13 protein-coding genes and 1 tRNA gene are annotated in these 15,640 nt (G+C 61.6%); 2 read left to right on the forward strand and 12 right to left on the reverse strand.

All coding sequences use genetic code 11. The annotated features are described in order from the left end of the window. Nucleotides 1-57 precede the first annotated feature (57 nt). A tRNA-Arg gene (locus TGR7_RS06495) sits at nt 58-134 on the forward strand. Between the two features lie 356 nt (nt 135-490). Here the strand turns inward: TGR7_RS06495 and TGR7_RS06500 are convergent. From TGR7_RS06500 to TGR7_RS06520, 5 genes are all read right to left on the reverse strand, one after another. Continuing rightward, nucleotides 491-3,271, reverse strand: coding sequence for an EAL domain-containing protein (locus TGR7_RS06500; protein ID WP_012637866.1), 2,781 nt, complete (start codon nt 3,269-3,271; stop codon nt 491-493). A gap of 2 nt (nt 3,272-3,273) precedes the next feature. Further along, a complete protein-coding gene (locus tag TGR7_RS06505) occupies nt 3,274-4,119 on the reverse strand; it encodes a phosphate/phosphite/phosphonate ABC transporter substrate-binding protein (RefSeq protein ID WP_041441143.1) in 846 nt (281 codons plus the stop codon). Nucleotides 4,120-4,334: 215 nt separating this feature from the next. Next, nucleotides 4,335-5,048, reverse strand: a complete 714-nt coding sequence (locus tag TGR7_RS06510; RefSeq protein ID WP_012637868.1) for an MBL fold metallo-hydrolase — start codon at nt 5,046-5,048, stop codon at nt 4,335-4,337. A 78-nt stretch (nt 5,049-5,126) separates the two neighbouring features. Further along, nucleotides 5,127-5,330 carry a YgaP family membrane protein gene (locus TGR7_RS06515; RefSeq protein WP_012637869.1) on the reverse strand — a complete coding sequence of 68 codons (204 nt, stop codon included), beginning with the start codon at nt 5,328-5,330 and terminating at the stop codon, nt 5,127-5,129. A 50-nt stretch (nt 5,331-5,380) separates the two neighbouring features. Then, nucleotides 5,381-6,676 (reverse strand): citrate synthase, encoded by a 1,296-nt coding sequence (locus TGR7_RS06520; protein ID WP_012637870.1) that lies wholly within the window; start codon nt 6,674-6,676, stop codon nt 5,381-5,383. 480 nt (nt 6,677-7,156) lie between these two features. Between TGR7_RS06520 and TGR7_RS06525 the strand changes: the two genes are divergently transcribed. Continuing rightward, nucleotides 7,157-7,789, forward strand: a complete 633-nt coding sequence (locus TGR7_RS06525; RefSeq protein ID WP_012637871.1) for a hypothetical protein — start codon at nt 7,157-7,159, stop codon at nt 7,787-7,789. A gap of 99 nt (nt 7,790-7,888) precedes the next feature. Here the strand turns inward: TGR7_RS06525 and TGR7_RS06530 are convergent, their stop codons facing one another. From TGR7_RS06530 to TGR7_RS06560, 7 genes are all read right to left on the reverse strand, one after another. Continuing rightward, nucleotides 7,889-9,223, reverse strand: a complete 1,335-nt coding sequence (locus TGR7_RS06530; protein WP_012637872.1) for a capsule biosynthesis protein — start codon at nt 9,221-9,223, stop codon at nt 7,889-7,891. Nucleotides 9,224-9,323: 100 nt separating this feature from the next. After that, nucleotides 9,324-10,406 carry a KpsE/RkpR family capsule polysaccharide export protein gene (locus TGR7_RS06535; protein WP_012637873.1) on the reverse strand — a complete coding sequence of 361 codons (1,083 nt, stop codon included), beginning with the start codon at nt 10,404-10,406 and terminating at the stop codon, nt 9,324-9,326. Further along, nucleotides 10,406-11,068 (reverse strand): ABC transporter ATP-binding protein, encoded by a 663-nt coding sequence (locus tag TGR7_RS06540; RefSeq protein WP_012637874.1) that lies wholly within the window; start codon nt 11,066-11,068, stop codon nt 10,406-10,408. Before TGR7_RS06540 ends, TGR7_RS06535 begins: the two co-directional genes overlap by 1 nt. Beyond that, nucleotides 11,065-11,844, reverse strand: a complete 780-nt coding sequence (locus TGR7_RS06545; protein ID WP_012637875.1) for an ABC transporter permease — start codon at nt 11,842-11,844, stop codon at nt 11,065-11,067. Before TGR7_RS06545 ends, TGR7_RS06540 begins: the two co-directional genes overlap by 4 nt. Before the next feature lie 15 nt (nt 11,845-11,859). Then, the gene (locus tag TGR7_RS06550) at nt 11,860-13,512 is read right to left on the reverse strand and encodes a polysaccharide biosynthesis/export family protein (RefSeq protein ID WP_245523037.1); all 1,653 of its coding nucleotides are present in this window, start codon (nt 13,510-13,512) and stop codon (nt 11,860-11,862) included. 44 nt (nt 13,513-13,556) lie between these two features. Then, nucleotides 13,557-13,886 carry a DVU3141 family protein gene (locus TGR7_RS18020; RefSeq protein WP_081434257.1) on the reverse strand — a complete coding sequence of 110 codons (330 nt, stop codon included), beginning with the start codon at nt 13,884-13,886 and terminating at the stop codon, nt 13,557-13,559. A 527-nt stretch (nt 13,887-14,413) separates the two neighbouring features. Continuing rightward, nucleotides 14,414-15,376 (reverse strand): IS5 family transposase, encoded by a 963-nt coding sequence (locus TGR7_RS06560; protein WP_012637877.1) that lies wholly within the window; start codon nt 15,374-15,376, stop codon nt 14,414-14,416. Nucleotides 15,377-15,640 lie beyond the last annotated feature (264 nt).

Genomic DNA, 15,640 nt, shown 5'->3' on the forward strand with positions numbered 1-15,640 from the left:
CCACGCCCCGGCACTTGACGCCCGGGCCACGCCGCCCCATAATGCGCCGCTTTGAAAGCGCCCGTAGCTCAGTTGGATAGAGTACCTGGCTACGAACCAGGTGGTCGGAGGTTCGAATCCTTCCGGGCGCGCCAGACAAACAAAAAGGCCCCGTCCATTTGGATGGGGCCTTTTTGTTTGTCTGGTGGGCTGGGAGGCCCTGGTTCGAACCTCAGGTTCGATTAATCCGGCAGGACAGCCGGATTGACGGTGCCTGCAAGGCACCGCCCCGCAGGGGTGAGGGCCAAGGATGGCCCGAATCAATCCTTCCGGGCGCATCTCATCAGGTTCCCTGCGGCTCTGCGGTGCCCTAACTCAGTTGCCTGGCTCCCTCGTTCGGCCCGGGGTCGGGCCTCCTACGATCGTCCCCGTAGGCGCGGCGACCCCGCCGCGAACTGCGATGTCCGGGCAGGACTCGTGGTTAAGGTCCCGGGTAAGGCCTCCTGCGGGCTCAGTTGTGGGTCCCCGTACGCCGGCCCACGAGTCGCTTCTCCAGTTGATCCACAGGCCCCGGGCGGCCGAACAGGTAGCCCTGGAACTGGTGGCAGCCCATTTCCAGCAGGAAATCCCGCTGCTCCGGTGTTTCCACGCCCTCGGCGATCACCTCCAATCCCAGGGTCTTCGCCAGGGTGATGATCATCTCGGCGATGGCCGCGTCATTGGCGTCCACGAGGATGTCGCGCACGAAGGACTGGTCGATCTTGAGCAGGGAGAGCGGCAGGCGCTTGAGGTAGGAGAGGGAGGAGTAGCCCGTGCCGAAGTCGTCCAGGGCGAAGCCTACGCCCAGTTCCCTCAGGGCGTTCATGCGCGTGATGACGGTCTCGGTGTCTTCCAGCAACAGGCTCTCGGTCAGCTCCAGGACCAGGTGTTGCGCCGGTGCCCCGGTGGATTGCAGGATCTCGGCCACCTCGCGCACGAAATCCGGATGACGGAACTGCTTGGCGCTGACGTTGACTGCCATGTTGATCCGCATCCACTGGCTTTCCCGGTGCCAGAGGGCGAGCTGCTGGCAGGCGGTTTGAAGCACCCAGCGGCCGAGCTTGATGATGAGCCCGGTCTGCTCGGCCACGGCGATGAACTCCATGGGCGGCACCATGCCGCGTTCCGGGTGGGACCAGCGCAGCAGGGCCTCGGCGCCGAGGATGTGTCCCTGGTCGTCCACGTGGGGCTGGTAGTGCAAATGCAGCTGATCCTCCCGGAGCGCTTTTCTGAAGTCTGCCTCCAGGGCCGCGCGCGCCTTGACCACCTGGTGCATCTCGGGTTCGAAAAAGCACAGGGTGTTGCGCCCAGAATCCTTGGCCCGGTACATGGCCAGGTCCGCCTGCTTGAGCAGTTCGTCCACGTTGACCTCGCCATCACCGAACAGCGTGGCGCCGATACTGGGTGTGCAGTGGCGCTCGTGTTCACCCAGCCGGAAAGGCTCGGCGAGCAGATGCAGCAGCTTGCTGCCGAGTGTCTCGGCCTCGACCGCCGCCTGGGCCTGTTCCGGATGCAGGTCGTTGAGGATGATGACGAATTCATCGCCGCCGAGGCGGGCGAGGGTATCGGTTTCCCGGATGGTGCCCTGCATGCGGCTGGCCACCTGCCGCAGCAGTTCGTCGCCCACGTCATGGCCCAGGGTGTCGTTGATGTCCTTGAAGTTGTCCAGGTCCAGGAACAGGATCGCGCCGTGGTGTCGGCTTCGGGCCGCGCTGGCCATGGCCAGACGCAGGCGATCGTAGAGCAGGCTGCGGTTGGGCAGTTCCGTGAGGCTGTCGTAGAAGGCCAGTCGGCGGATCTCTTCCTCGGCGCGTTTGCGTTCGGTGATGTCGGTGAGGGTCCCGAAGGTGGCGATGACGCGACCCTCGGCGTCCTGGCTGCTGCGCACGAACACGGAGACCCAGCGGGGCTCGCCCGCTCGGGTGAGCAGGCGCAATTCATCCCTGAGTTGGGACTTGTTGCCATGCAGCAGCTGGTTCGTCAGGGCCTCCAGCAGGGGGCTGTCCTCGGCGCTGACGAATTCGCTCACCGGGCGGCCCAGGGATTCGGCAATGCTGTATCCGGTGAGTTCTTCCCAGGCGGGATTGAGCAGGGTCCAGCGTCCCTGGTGGTCGGTCCGGAAGATGACCTCCGAGACGTGTTCGATGACCTCGCGGTAACGGCTCTCGCTGTCCTTGAGGGCCAACGCGGCCTGTCGCTGTGGGCTCACATCCAGGGTCAGACCGCGCAGCACCGCGTGTCCATCGCTGTCGCTGGCCGAGGAGACGATGTCCCTGAGCCAGACCCAGCTTGCCTCGTTGCTGCGGTAGCGGTAGTCCACGGAGCTGGGGGTCGGCCCCGCCTGTCGGTAGGTCTCGCGCAGCCGGGGCAGGTCATCGGCATGCACGCGGGCCTCGCGGATGCCGGGCTGACCGATCTGCTGGGCGGAGATGCCCAGGATGGCCTGGGTGTCGCCGTTGACGAAACGCCACTGCCCGGTGGCCGGTTCCGCCTCCCAGAGCACCGCCTCGGCGCCGCGCAACAGGGCCTCCATGCGTTCCACGGAGCGGTTGAGCTTGAGGTTCTGCTGGCGCAGCGTGCTCTGGGACTGGCCCAGGTCCGAGGCCAGGGCATTGAGGGTGCGGGCCAGGTCGCCCATTTCATCATTGGCCAGCGGGGGGATGCGATGATCCAGCCGCCCGGCTCGAAAGGCACGCGCGCCGGCATCCAGTCGTCTGAGCCGCCGCGTGATGACGAGCCCGAAGAGCACCGCGGCCAGGATGGACAGGGCGAGCATGGCGATACCGAGGGTGACGTTGCGCTCCAGCAAGGCGTCGCTCAGGGCGTTGACGCCCTCGGGAGAGTAGCCCACGCCGAGCAGCCCCAGGGATTGACCGGCCAGGTCGATGCGGCGGGTGATGTGCACCTGGCCACGCTCGTCGACCTGGGTGCCGGTCACCGGCAACAGGGACTCCGGCGGCGTGCCCACGACGGCCAGGCGCCGCTCGCCGGCATCGATCACCACGGCGTATACCAGGTCGGGCTGGCCGGAGACCAGCTGCAGCACGTCCTGAAGCATGGCGGCGTCGCTGTAGGCGAGTCCCGGCACCAGGGCGCTTGTCATGAGCAGACTCTGTTGCTCCGCGGAGCGCACCAGCAGCTCCGTGTGGCTCTCGCGGATCTGGTGGGTGGTGTTCCAGACCAGCAGGCTCACCATAGCCACCTGGATGGCCACGGCACCGATGATGATCTGGAGCGAGAAGCGCAGGCGCATGGTCAGGGCTCGGTGCTCACGGGGCTCAGATACTGGCGGGCGCGGGGCAGGATGGCCCGGAAGGGTTCATAGTCCTCGGCGCTGGCGGCTTTGTATCCGGCGTAGATCATCACCCGCAGCACGTCGCTCCCGTCTTCGCGATCGGTCATGCTGATGAGGGTTTCCCTAAGTGCCTCGCGCAGCGGCTCGGCCAGGTCCTTGCGGGCCAGGATGCCGACGCCGGGAAACTGCGGGGTCTCGTCCAGGATCCGCACCGGAACCCCCCGGTTGATGTCGAGACGCGCGACGTTGATGGACACCGCAGCGGCATCCACCAGGCCGCTGGCAATGGCGTGGATGGCGGCGTTGTGGCTGGGAAAGGGGACGAAGGTCGGGGCAGGTGCCTGGTCTCCCAGTACCTTGAGCAGGTGGTCCTCCCCCACGAGGGTGATCAGTGCCTCCGGGGGCGGCGTGCCGATGCGCCGGCCCGCCAGGGCGCTGAGGTCGGCGGCGGGGTCGTCCCGGCCCACCAGGTAGACGGTGGACAGATCCTCCTTGTAGGCCGCCAGCAGCTCGTAGTGGCCGCTGTCCAGGGCGATGGGCACGAAGTGGGGGGCGGTCAGCAGCAGGTGGTAGTCGCCGGTCTCGATGCGCTGCACATGCACGGAAAAATCCCGTGCCGTCTCCAGTACGAACTGGGTGCCCAGCTGCACGTTGAGGTAGTCCCGAAGGGGGGCAAAGCGCTCGAACAGGGCCACGGGGCTGGCGAAGGGCAGCAGTCCGAACTTGAGGGTGGGCTGCTGGGCATCAGGCCTTGCCTGAGCGGCAGCCAGCGGCAGGAGCAGGGTGAGCCACAAGGCCGTGAACAATAGCCATCTGCCGGGGGATCGGCGCGGGCGCTCAGCTGCCAGGATGTACGGTCCATGTGCGTGCGTAAACATCGGTGTCCTCCGGGAGTCTGGGGATATTATGCCTTGCCGCGTCCCGGCTTTCGGGCACGGCGGGCGGCGATTTCCCCTCGCCCGTCGATGTATGCCTTATGTCCTTGTGTATGCCCGAACGGGCAATTGGTCAAGTGATTTGCTCAGGCTTTGTGATGGGCGTGACTGCAGGGTTCGGCCCGGTAGGGGGTGTGGCGGATCCGGTCATGATCCACCATGCGGTAGCGGATGAACTCGTCCACTTCGGTGAAGCACATGAAGGGATTGCCCTCGGCCTGTTCCGCCAGGGTGGAGGTGGGCTTCTCCGCGTAGTTGTGGCCGGGGTGGATCAGGGTGTCGGCGGGCAGGTCGTCACGGATGTGTTTGAGGGTCTGGAACATCTGTTCCGGGTCGCCGCCGTTCAGGTCGCAGCGCCCGCAGCCGAATACGAACAGGGTGTCGCCGGTGATCAGGTCCCGGTCGATGCGATAGCAGGCGGAGCCGGGGGTGTGTCCCGGGGTGTGCAGGATATCGATCTCGGTCTCGCCGATGCGGATGCGGTCGCCGCCGTGGTGCAGTTCGGGGCGGGCGAGCTGCTGGCCCCAGAACTGGGCCTCGGGCTTGAGCAGGTGGATGCGCGCGTCGTGGTGCTCCAGCACCTCGCCGATGCCGTTGATGTGGTCGTGGTGGCTGTGGGTGAGCAGGATGTCGGTGATGCGCACCCCGAGCCGTTGCGCCAGCGCCTCCACCTCGGGTACATCCCAGGCGGGATCCACCACCGCGGCGGTGTCCGTGGCGTGGTCATGGATCAGGTAGATGAAGTTCTCTATGGGCCCCAGTTCCAGGGCGTGGATGCTGTAGGGGGTGTCTTTGCGCATGGGGAACTCCTTGAGTAGGGCTCAAGGGACCCGGACCGGCAGGGCGCCGATCCGGGTTTTAAGCAGCTGGCCGGTGGTTCAGCCGAAGGCTTGGCCGGGGGTCACGCCCAGCTTCTTCAGGATGATGGCCAGGGGGCAGAAGCCGGTGAAGGCGGACTGCAGCAGGTTGAAGCCCACGAAGGCGGTGAACCACAGCCAGTAGATGCTGTGCACCTGGGACAGGGCCAGGGTGACGAGGATCACGGTGCCGGCAAAGGCCATAACGAAACGGTCGATAGTCATGATGCGAAAGCCTCCTTTCAATATTAGATTTTTCTAATTTACATCCAAACTCACCGTTGCTCAATGGGCACGTATTCCCGGGGTGCGCTGCCCACGTAGAGCTGGCGCGGGCGGCCGATGCGCGACTCGGGGTCGTCCATCATCTCGTTCCAGTGGGAGATCCAGCCCACGGTACGGGCCAGGGCGAAGATCACCGTGAACATGTTCAGGGGAATGCCCATGGCGCGCAAGATGATGCCGGAATAGAAGTCCACGTTGGGGTAGAGCTTGCGTTCCACGAAGTACTCGTCCTCGGTGGCGATGCGCTCCAGCTCCAGGGCCACGTCGAACAGGGGCTGGTTCTCGGCACCCAGCTCCGCCAGCAGTTCGTGGCACATCTTGCGGATGATCTTGGCCCGGGGGTCGTAGTTCTTGTACACCCGGTGGCCGAAGCCCATGAGTCGGAAGGGGTCGTCCTTGTCCTTGGCGCGCTTGACGTACTGGTTCACGTCGCCGGTCCTGGCGATCTCCTCCAGCATGTTGATCACCTTCTCGTTGGCCCCGCCGTGCAGCGGCCCCCACAGGGAGGCGATGCCGGCGGAGACTGCGGCGAAGGGATTGGCCTCGGAGCTGCCGGAGAGGCGCACCGTGGAGGTGGAGGCGTTCTGCTCGTGGTCGGCGTGCAGGATCAGGATCAGGTCCAGGGCGCGCACGAAGATCGGGTTGGGTTTGTACTCCTCCGTGGGCACGCTGAACATCATCTTGAGGAAGTTTTCCGTGTAGCCCATGTTGTTGTCCGGGTACTGGAAGGGCTGTCCGGTGGCGTACTTGTAAGACCAGGCGGCAATGGTGGGCATCTTGGAGATCAGCCGGTGGGCGGAGATTTCCCGGTGCTTGGGGTTATGCACGTCGGTGTTGTCGTGATAGAAGGCCGACAGCGCGCCCACCACGCCCACCATGATGGCCATGGGGTGCGCATCGTGGCGGAAACCGCCGTAGAAACGGCGGATTGCCTCGTGGAGCATGGAGTGCTCCTTGATGATGCGCGAGAACTTGCTCAGTTCATCCGAGCTGGGCAGGTTGCCGTACAGCAGCAGGTGGCAGGTCTCCAGATAGGTGCTGTGCTCGGCCAGCTGCTCGATGGGATAGCCCCGGTACATCAGCACGCCCTCATCACCGTCGATGTAGGTGATGGCGCTGGAGCAGCTGGCGGTGGACATGAAGCCCGGGTCGTAGGTGAAGTAGCCCAGTTCCTTGTAGAGGCTGCGGATGTCGATGGCCGCCGGGCCGTGCTGTCCCTCGTGGACCGGGAGCTCGATCTGTTTGCCCGTGGCGTTATCAGTGAGGGTGACGGTGCGCGGTTTCATGCGGGCTCCTCGTGGTTCGGTGGGCCGTATGCGAAAACGACATGATATATTAAATCGCGTTCCCCATGCCTTCCGGCCCGAACATGATTGCTGGCCAGAGAAATGGCCGCATGGGAGTATCTATGTCGTCGATTTCGCCAGAAAACCAAATGAAAATAATGAGTTTTGTTGATTTTGTAGGATGGGCAAAGCGATAGCGTGCCCATGCTGGGTGGGGTCCGATGGGTGCGCTGCGCTTCACCCATCCTACGGATTCGGAATGTTTGTTGGTTTGTAGGATAGGCAAAGCGGCAGCGTGCCCATGCGGTCATGGAAAGCCGATGGGTGCGCTGCGCTTAACCCATCCGACAATAATGGGTAGTTGTATCAGTCCATATTGCGCCTGATACAGGCCTCTCGGCGGGCCAGACAATCTCTTAGGTGATTATTCCGTCGCTTCTCGCTCAAATATTCCTTATATTACAATAAGTTATAATAAAAATGCGGATTCTGGAACGTACCCTCGCCATCTCGTTACTGGCCACCGTCCTTACCACCCATGCTCAGGCCCTTGAAGGCAGTCCCCGGGCCATCTCCCTCTACTGGGGACAGGGTGTAGATTCTGATTTGCTGGAGATGCCGGGTGATTTCCTGAGCAACGATCTGATCTATGAGGCGAGCTACCTCACCGCCCTGAGCTATCTCCAGCCGCTTCCAACACCGCAGGCAGTACAAAGCCTATTTGACACGCTCTACATACCAGGTACCAGAACGGCGCTGGAGGCCATCGTCGTAAAGCACTACGGTCTACAGGAAAATTGGGAGGCTAATCTTGCGTATTTCTTGCAGTTCAGAGGCTGGGATCTGGGCCCCATCACCGCAAGGCCAGGCGTCGGAATAGGTCTGTCTTACGCTTTTGGTACCCCCAGCTACGAAGATGGCCCGATCGATGATCCGGAGCGCCGCTATAAATTCCAGAGTTTTCAGGCCTACGAGATCGAGTGGAGTGCGCGGCAAAGCGCGCGTATCGCGCTGTTTACACGTGTACACCACCGATCCGGAATCTATGGGGTGATTGCCCCGCGTCGGGTGGGATCGAATTTTGTGACCGTGGGGTTGCGGTTTGCGTTGTGAAAGGAGCTTGATGGGTGCGCTTTGCTTCACTCATCTACGGAGCGTTTGTAGGATGGGCAAAGCGCAGCGTGCCCATCAAGAAGTACCCGTAACACCCCATCACGATCCCGCCTTTCTAATTGTTTCAGCCTCGATGTCCGGAGATTCCGAGTCATTGTCTCGCTGGTTCCACTGCACCGGTTCCCAGATGATCGCCGTCGGGGTATCAACGCCGGGAAGCCGCCGGTAGAAACTGCCATCCAGCTGGTTGTTGAGGAGCAACCAATTCCTGAACTGATGGTAGAACCCCAGATCCACCTCGCCTGGATCGCGCCAGAATTGCTCCAAAGGCTGTTCGCTCACGAGTCCCGGGATGTCGTAAAAGGCTGTTCCCAGAATCTTCACGGGTACACCATGGTGAAGCGCAGAGAGGCCCGTCGTGCTGTTCACGCAGACCATGCCGCGGGCATGATGCAGCAGCATGGGCATGGAGAGGCCATGGACGTAGATCAGCCGAGCACCAAGGCCTGTTTTGCTGCGCAGTCGCCTGAACAGACGATGGTAATCGGTATAGGCCCAGTCCATGGGGTGGTGTTTGAACACCAGAGAATCTTCAGGAGAGGCGTGTTTTGCAAAAGATTGTGCGATCTCCTCAATGAATTCCTCGACGCTGTTGTACTGCGACCAGTGCACGATCTGAGCGTCGTCGTACACCTGCAAAGGCACCAGGAAATAGCGTCGGGAAAGAGGGCCGCTGAGCAGGCGGGCAATGGGGGTCTGACTGTGTGTCAGCCAGCGCCATCGCAGCGCTCCCCAGCTCCAGGCCCACCCCTGGTATAGGGCGTTGACCTTGCGGTGGTGCTCATAGTGGGGGTAGCGCCACGCGAACAGGGTCATGGCAACGTGATACACAATGGCGTAGAAAATCGCGTGGTAGAAGCCTGTGGGTCGTCGTGCTGTCTCTTGAAGAGGTTTCGACGGCAGGCTATTGAAAACGATCGGATTGCGGGGCGTCGAAGAATGGCCGTTCACCCCGTTGCGTTCCAGTGTCAGGTAATTGGGTCTGAGATAGCCCTCCTCGAAGACGTAGAGCTCAATGCCAAGGCGGTGGCACAGCTCCCGCATGTCCTTGTGATAGACGCGTTGATCGCCAAACAGAACGATCACATCGACCGCGTATCTTTTCACGAAGTCAGATACATACTGACTCCAGTCCGCCAGGCGGCCACGATAGGTGTGGCAACCCTTGCCATGGAAGAACAGGGTGTCACCTGCGTTGAGGTTGATCTTGCTGACGCGTCCGCCGTTGAGACGGATCTCCTGGGCGAGGCGTCTGAAGAACGGACCCATGGGTCCCTGCAGCAAAAGAAAATGGCGTCCTGCGAAATCTTTATGCATGTGTGATTTTTGGTTCATGATGGGTGCGCTGCGCTTCACCCATCCTACGATGTTCATGACATTCAGCGGTGCGTAGGATGGGCAAAGCGCAGCGTGCCCATGCTGTTCGAGACCCGATGGGTGCGCTACGCTTCACCCATCCTACCGTCACCCGCCCCTAATCCCTGTGATCCCTGACAATAGCCGCCAGCAGGTGCGCGATCAGCCCCGCCAGAAGGGCGAGGATGGTGAACACGGTGATGTTATAGAGGCGTCTTGGCTCGGTGGGGTACTCCGGATGGGTGGGCTCCTGTAGCACGGAGATCTGCTTGAGGGAGCGGGCCGCCTCGACTCGGGTGTTCTCCAACGCCGCGAGTGCATTCGCATACATGTCACGGGCGAACTCCACCTGCAGATTGAGGGTCTCGTATTCGGCCGACAGCCGGTTGAGTGTATCTCCGGATTGCGCGGCCAATCGTGCCCGTTCGATACTGATCTGGTTGCGCACGGCCTCGATCTCATTGCGCAGGCTGACCATCTCGGGAGAACGTTCACTCTGGGAGGCGCCCAGTGCGGTCCGTCGCGCGTTGAGTCTGGCAAGTTCTCCCTCAAGGTTCGCGATCACGGCGCTGATGCTCTCCACGGTGGCCGTCGGTGAGACCAGCCCCATTTCATTCTGATAGGCCAGCAGGGCATCGCGAGCTCGAGCCAGGCGCACACTGAGTTCGTCCACCTGGGCCTCAATGAACTTGACCTGCTCGGCGGCCAACCGCTGGGCCATCCGGTTCATGTGCAGTTCGCCTTCCTGTAAAAGCAGCACCACGATCGCCCGGGCGATCTCCGGATCATAGGCCCCCGCCTTGACCCTTAGGACCTGCGCATATTCGTCCAGGTCCACGGAGACCCGACGCAGGTAATAGCGATGAAAATCCTCCATGGGCACGTCGGAACCACCCAGGCGCGACAGCCTGTCGATGTTGCGTTGTGAATAGTGGTTGCGCAGATCCAGCGCTTCATCAAGCCTGCGCAACATGTCCACGGACTGCAGGTGATCCCTCAGGATCAGCAGTTCATTGGAACCGGCACCGCTCAAGATGGCCGCGATACCCACATTCGGTGTAGCGATCTGTGCACTCTGCAGGACTACGTTGGCCTGGGACACATAGCGGTGCGTGGCAAGGAACGCCCAGTACACACTGCTCAACAGGATCGCCACCAGCGCCACGAGCCAGTAGGGATGTTTCTTCAAAAGGGTTTTCATCACTTTTCAATACTCTCGTGGTAGGCGTTCAACGCATCGTTGATATCGTCAAACCAGACTGCTTCGCCCTTGTCGAGCCAGAGGCCAGCCTGGCAGAGGTCCTTCAGGATTCCCTCGCTGTGAGACACCATGATCAGACTGGCCCTGCTCACGCGATCCTTAAACGCCTTTTTGGCCTTTTCCTTGAAGGCCCTGTCACCCACGGCCGTAGCCTCGTCCGAGAGGTAGACGTCGAAATCAAAAGCCAGTGACAGACCGAACGCCAGCCGGCTGCGCATGCCGCTGGAATAGGTCTTCACCGGCTCATCGAAGGCCGCGCCGATCTCAGCGAAGTCCTCCACGAAGCGCATCACTTCATCGATGCTGGATTCATTGCCATGAACCCGCGCCACGAATTTCACATTCTGCCGTCCCGTCATGGAGCCCTGGAACGCGCCGGAAAGACCGATGGGCCAGGAAACCCGACACTTGCGAACAATCTCTCCCCGGTCCGGATAATCCATGCCTCCGATCAGTCTCAGCAGCGTGGACTTTCCGGCGCCGTTGCGTCCCAACAGGCCGACACTTACCCCCTTGGGCAGGGTGAAGTTGATGCCTTTCAACACCCAGTCGCTGCCGTGATGGTTGTGGTAGCGCTTGTAGACGTTGTGAACCTCGATCATTGGGCCTTCAGCCTCATGTCAAAGCGCAGATGCAGGGCGAGCCCCAGGGCAATCATGCTCAGGCTCCACAACCAAAGATAGGTCAGGTCAATGCCCGGCAGGGACTTGTAACCCTCGAAGAAACTGAGCCTCAGGCTCTCCAGGCCGTGTACCACCGGGTTGTAGATGACATAGACCTGTACCTGATGGGGCAGGGTCTGCAACGGGATGATCACGCCGGAAAGCAGGAACATGGGCAGCATCATCATGCGCACCAGTCTTCCCACCTCGGGTACCAGTGCGCCCACCACGGACACCACCAGCCCCGCGCCGAGTCCCAGCAACCAGATGGATATCCAGACAAACATCGCGCCGAGGGGATCGGAGGGCAGAATGTCGTAACCGAGAAGGGCCACACCGGCAATCAAGATGAACAGCACCAGAGTCTTGAGCAGCCCCTCCAGCACGTTTCGCACCAGCACTGGATCCACGGGTTTGACCTGCCGGTAAGCAAACAAGCCGCGATTTGCCTCGACGGCCCCCATGGAGCGCAATACCCCCTCGCGGAACAGAAAGAAGGCCACCAGCCCCACGACCAGCCAGGGGATCCATTCCGCACCCATAATCAGGCGCAAGCGGCCCAGCAGTTCCCTGACCAGCACCATGATCACCACAAAGGCGATCGGCTCGGCCAGCATCCAGAACCAGGCGAAGCGGTCACCTGTGGTCCGCGCCAGGGCCTCGCGCATGAACGTGGCGTGCCAGACGGAGCGGGTGACTTCCCAGTGGGTGCGCATCAGGCCTTCGCGGGGCTAGATATTGAGCGCGACCCGGGCCGCCACCGCAATGTGATAGATGATCTGCGCCAGGGTGGAAGCCAATTGCAGGTTCTTGGTCGGCACAACTGGCAGTACCAGGATCTCATCACCCGGACGAAGCTCGACCTCGCTGGCCGAGACCACTTCGCCATTCTGCCTTACCACCAGGATGTTGCGTTCATCGGCCCGTTCCGTGAAACCGCCGGCGCGCCGGATGTAGTCCTCAGCCCGCTGACCGGCCACGTAGATCATGGCCTGAGGCACCAGCACCTCGCCGCTGATCAGCAGCGAATCGGACTGGCTGGGGATGGTGATGATGTCGCCATCCTGCAGCCGGATGTTGCTGATCTGGCCCTGATGTGCGACCACCATGCGTCCCGTGGGTACGACCTGTCGGGCCCGCTGCACGAAATTCTGGATGAGCTCCGCCTCGGCCGCACGAATGGCCGCTTCTTCCGCGGTCGCGGACGAGGCACCCAGATAGGCGGTCTCAAGTCGCCTCAGGCTGTCCTCCAGGGACTGACGCTGGCGTTCGGCGACACTAAGTCGCTTGATGGACACGCTGCGGACTTCAGCGAGTTCCGGATTGACCGGGATGCTGTCCAGCAGATCCAGGAGTCGGGCGTCCCGGGGCAGGGCGAAGCGTGAGGGACCCTCGTAAATACCTTCGAGCTCCACGACGATGGTGTCTGCCCGCTGGTCTGCGGAAAAGACGATCTCATCCCCCGCGTTCAGCGACTCGTCGCGAAAGGCGGTTATGGGCAGGTAGACGGAGAAGGGACCTGTTTCCCGGACGCCCCGCACCAGGGCATGGGAAACACCGGGGATGGTCTGCACCCATTGCAGCAGATCCTGGCCGCTGCGCGGTGCTGCATCCAGTTCATAGCGATAGGGCTGTGACACATCCCCTGTGACAGTGATCATAGGCCCGCGCGGACCCACGACAAGGGTATCCCCCTCCTCGAACTGAGGCCTGGGTATCTCGCCACTCAGCAGGAAAGGGTAGAGATCAACCGTGGCAATGGTTCGTCCGCCCCGCAGGATGCGGATATCCCGAAAGCTGCCGGAGGCGACATCAATGCCTGAAGCCTGGTCGAGAAAATACAACAGCGAGTCACTGGGGACGCCCGCATACAGCCCCGGGCTGTTGACGAAGCCGGTGACGAACACCGCGACGGGCTGCACCCCCTGCAGGTTCGTGTACACGGAAACGTTGTCACGGAAGACCCGCCGGATGGCCGATTCGACGCGCCCGTTCAGTTCAGCCGCCGAGGTACCCTGAACCTGCACGGGACCCACCTGGGGAATGAAGATGTTGCCCTGGGCGTCCACGGGGAGCACCCGCTCCATGGCAACCGCCCCCCAGGTGCGCAGGGTGATCTGATCCCCGGGCATGATGCGATAGGCCGGGTTAATCCCCGAACTGCGAATGCCCCTGAAGCCACCCCTGAACAGATTAGCGCCAAAGGGAGGTATGTCATCGGCGTGCAGTCCCTGGCGGTCTACTGGACCGTAGGTTCCCGTACGCCGTTCCAGCGAGGGCGGAGACTCCAGCACATCGCGAATCGGTTCGGCCTGCTGCTCTCTGGGGAGTTCGCCCATGCCCGTAATGGACTGCGCCAGGGCGGCAGCGGGCAGCGCAACCATTAGGAGGAAGCAGAAAAATCCTGCGAAGCAGCGTGAGCAAGCCATCACTGATGTCCTCCGTCAAATGGGAGGCTACCCAAGGCCGGGCGGCCACCCTGATGCAGCAATCTGACCGGTTCCCAGGAGCCGTCTCTGCGCTGACAAGCCAGTGCCGGGCGGTGCAAGCCCTCACTCTCAGCCGTGATGCCGCGGCAGATGCGGCCGCTGGCAGCATGATAGGGTTCGTGCAACACGAGCGTCACATCCCGACCCCAGGGGCTATGGTCCAGCCGGGCAACACTGCCGGAGGGCGCATCGCTCAACATGGATTGAAAGGCATCAGGAAAATGTACTGCCAAGACATGATTGCTACTGTTCATCGGGGCAACGGGCATGGCGCCACAGCCAGAAACGAGTGCGATGACAGTCAAGAACAACAGAGCAGAAGCGGGAGCATTCACGTGAGATGGCAGTCCTTTGGAATGAGCGAACCCAGAGGGGGTTAACGTGAGTTCGGCTGGTCTGTGCTGATGTATTAATTAGTTCAATTTATGGCTTTAAGTGGGTACATCATCAAAGCCCGCCAGACCGCACGGATGTTAGCAAGGCACCGGATTCAGGTCTACGAAACGCAGACCGCGACCACCCAGTGTCGCGCCGATCTCGCGCCAGCAAGGCTCGCGGGCGGTTCGAGGGGGATTGGAGCAGTGGGATCATCATCTGGATTCTATACCTGGCTTCTGTGAAAGATTTTCCGACGCCTGAGTCTGCCTTGGGAACGTCTGATTAAGTGATTTCAGGCAGCTGGCCAGTGCACATCAAGGACGACATGTCGTTTCCCCAGTCAGTTTGGGTACGGATTTGCCGTTCTTTTGACCGATCCCGGCCGATTCACGGCCCAATCCTTGATCACCAGGCGCAGCTATCCTGCCATACGCAACAACTGGCGCCTCGCCAGGTACAGATTCGACAAGGCAAACAGGGTCGTGAGCTGGGCCGTGTTCTTGGCCAGCCCCCGGTAGCGCACCTTGGTATATCCAAACTGGCGCTTGATCACCCGAAACGGGTGCTCCACCCGTGCTCGAAGCTGGGACATGCGATGGTTGATCTCGCGCTTCCACTCGGGCAGTTCCCGGCCCCGCACACGCTTGAACGGGAAACACCACAGCGGACCGCTGGCCGGATCACTCGCCGCCAGGTTGCGCTCCCGAGTCGTGTAGCCCTTGTCCCCATGTACTTCTTGCTCATCACCGTGCAGCAGGGTATCGGTGAGCTTCACATCCGGCACCTTCGCCGCCGTGCCCACCACGGTGTGCACCAGGCCATGGGCAGTATCCACACCCACATGGGCCTTCATGCCGAAGTACCACTGGTTGCCCTTCTTCGTCGAACTCATCTCCGGATCGCGCTTGCCGTCTGCGTTCTTCGTGGAGGTCGGCGCAGCAATCAGGGTGGCATCGACCATCGTGCCCTTGCGCAGGATCAGGCCGCGCTCGCCCAAAAGACCATTGATCTCTTCGAGCAGCGCGCCTGCCAGGCCATGGCGTTCGAGCAGGTGACGGAACTTACAAATGGTGGTCTCGTCAGGAATGGCCTCCACCGTGGCATCCAGGCCCGCGAACTCGCGCAGCAGCGGGATATCGTGCAGCGCCTCTTCCACGGCCGGGTCGGAATAGGCGAACCACTGCTGCATGAAGTGGATGCGCAGCATCGTCTCAAGCCCGAACGGGCGGCGCCCATTGCCGGGCTTGGGATAGTAGGGCTCGATCAAGGCCTCCAGCCGGGACCAGGGCACCACCTGGTTCATCTCGGCCAGAAACTCTGCCTTGCGGGTCTTCTTGGGATGCTTCACAAAGCCCGAATCGCTCAAGCCCAACTGTTTCATCGTGCGCCCTGTTGCTCCGAGAGGATGGTTCAGTGATTATCCCATGCGACGGGACATAATCAGAGGTTCCCTTGCTCCATGACGATGCGTTATGCTTGGTACATGGAATTAGTGAATCATAAAGTATTCATATTCTGTGGCCAGATATTTATGTAGTGGTTTTCCCCTCCAGCCATGGTTATCTTTCCCAAGAGAGTGCGGCAGGGCACACTACGCTCTTGGAGATTTTGGAATCGATGGATTTGATTCAGGGAGGCCTGGTTC

Origin of the sequence: Thioalkalivibrio sulfidiphilus HL-EbGr7, assembly GCF_000021985.1 — a bacterium.
Taxonomy (GTDB): Bacteria; Pseudomonadota; Gammaproteobacteria; order Ectothiorhodospirales; family Ectothiorhodospiraceae; genus Thioalkalivibrio_A; species Thioalkalivibrio_A sulfidiphilus.

What these genes read in the sequence shown, in the direction of transcription:
- TGR7_RS06520 (WP_012637870.1), bottom strand. Translation starts at nt 6,676, where the DNA reads ATGAAACCGCGCACCGTCACCCTCACTGATAACGCCACGGGCAAACAG.
- TGR7_RS06515 (WP_012637869.1), bottom strand. Translation starts at nt 5,330, where the DNA reads ATGACTATCGACCGTTTCGTTATGGCCTTTGCCGGCACCGTGATCCTC.
- TGR7_RS06525 (WP_012637871.1), top strand. Translation starts at nt 7,157, where the DNA reads ATGCGGATTCTGGAACGTACCCTCGCCATCTCGTTACTGGCCACCGTC.
- TGR7_RS06500 (WP_012637866.1), bottom strand. Translation starts at nt 3,271, where the DNA reads ATGCGCCTGCGCTTCTCGCTCCAGATCATCATCGGTGCCGTGGCCATC.
- TGR7_RS06535 (WP_012637873.1), bottom strand. Translation starts at nt 10,406, where the DNA reads ATGAAAACCCTTTTGAAGAAACATCCCTACTGGCTCGTGGCGCTGGTG.
- TGR7_RS18020 (WP_081434257.1), bottom strand. Translation starts at nt 13,886, where the DNA reads ATGCCCGTTGCCCCGATGAACAGTAGCAATCATGTCTTGGCAGTACAT.
- TGR7_RS06540 (WP_012637874.1), bottom strand. Translation starts at nt 11,068, where the DNA reads ATGATCGAGGTTCACAACGTCTACAAGCGCTACCACAACCATCACGGC.
- TGR7_RS06545 (WP_012637875.1), bottom strand. Translation starts at nt 11,844, where the DNA reads ATGCGCACCCACTGGGAAGTCACCCGCTCCGTCTGGCACGCCACGTTC.
- TGR7_RS06530 (WP_012637872.1), bottom strand. Translation starts at nt 9,223, where the DNA reads ATGAACATCGTAGGATGGGTGAAGCGCAGCGCACCCATCATGAACCAA.
- TGR7_RS06510 (WP_012637868.1), bottom strand. Translation starts at nt 5,048, where the DNA reads ATGCGCAAAGACACCCCCTACAGCATCCACGCCCTGGAACTGGGGCCC.
- TGR7_RS06550 (WP_245523037.1), bottom strand. Translation starts at nt 13,512, where the DNA reads ATGGTTGCGCTGCCCGCTGCCGCCCTGGCGCAGTCCATTACGGGCATG.
- TGR7_RS06560 (WP_012637877.1), bottom strand. Translation starts at nt 15,376, where the DNA reads ATGAAACAGTTGGGCTTGAGCGATTCGGGCTTTGTGAAGCATCCCAAG.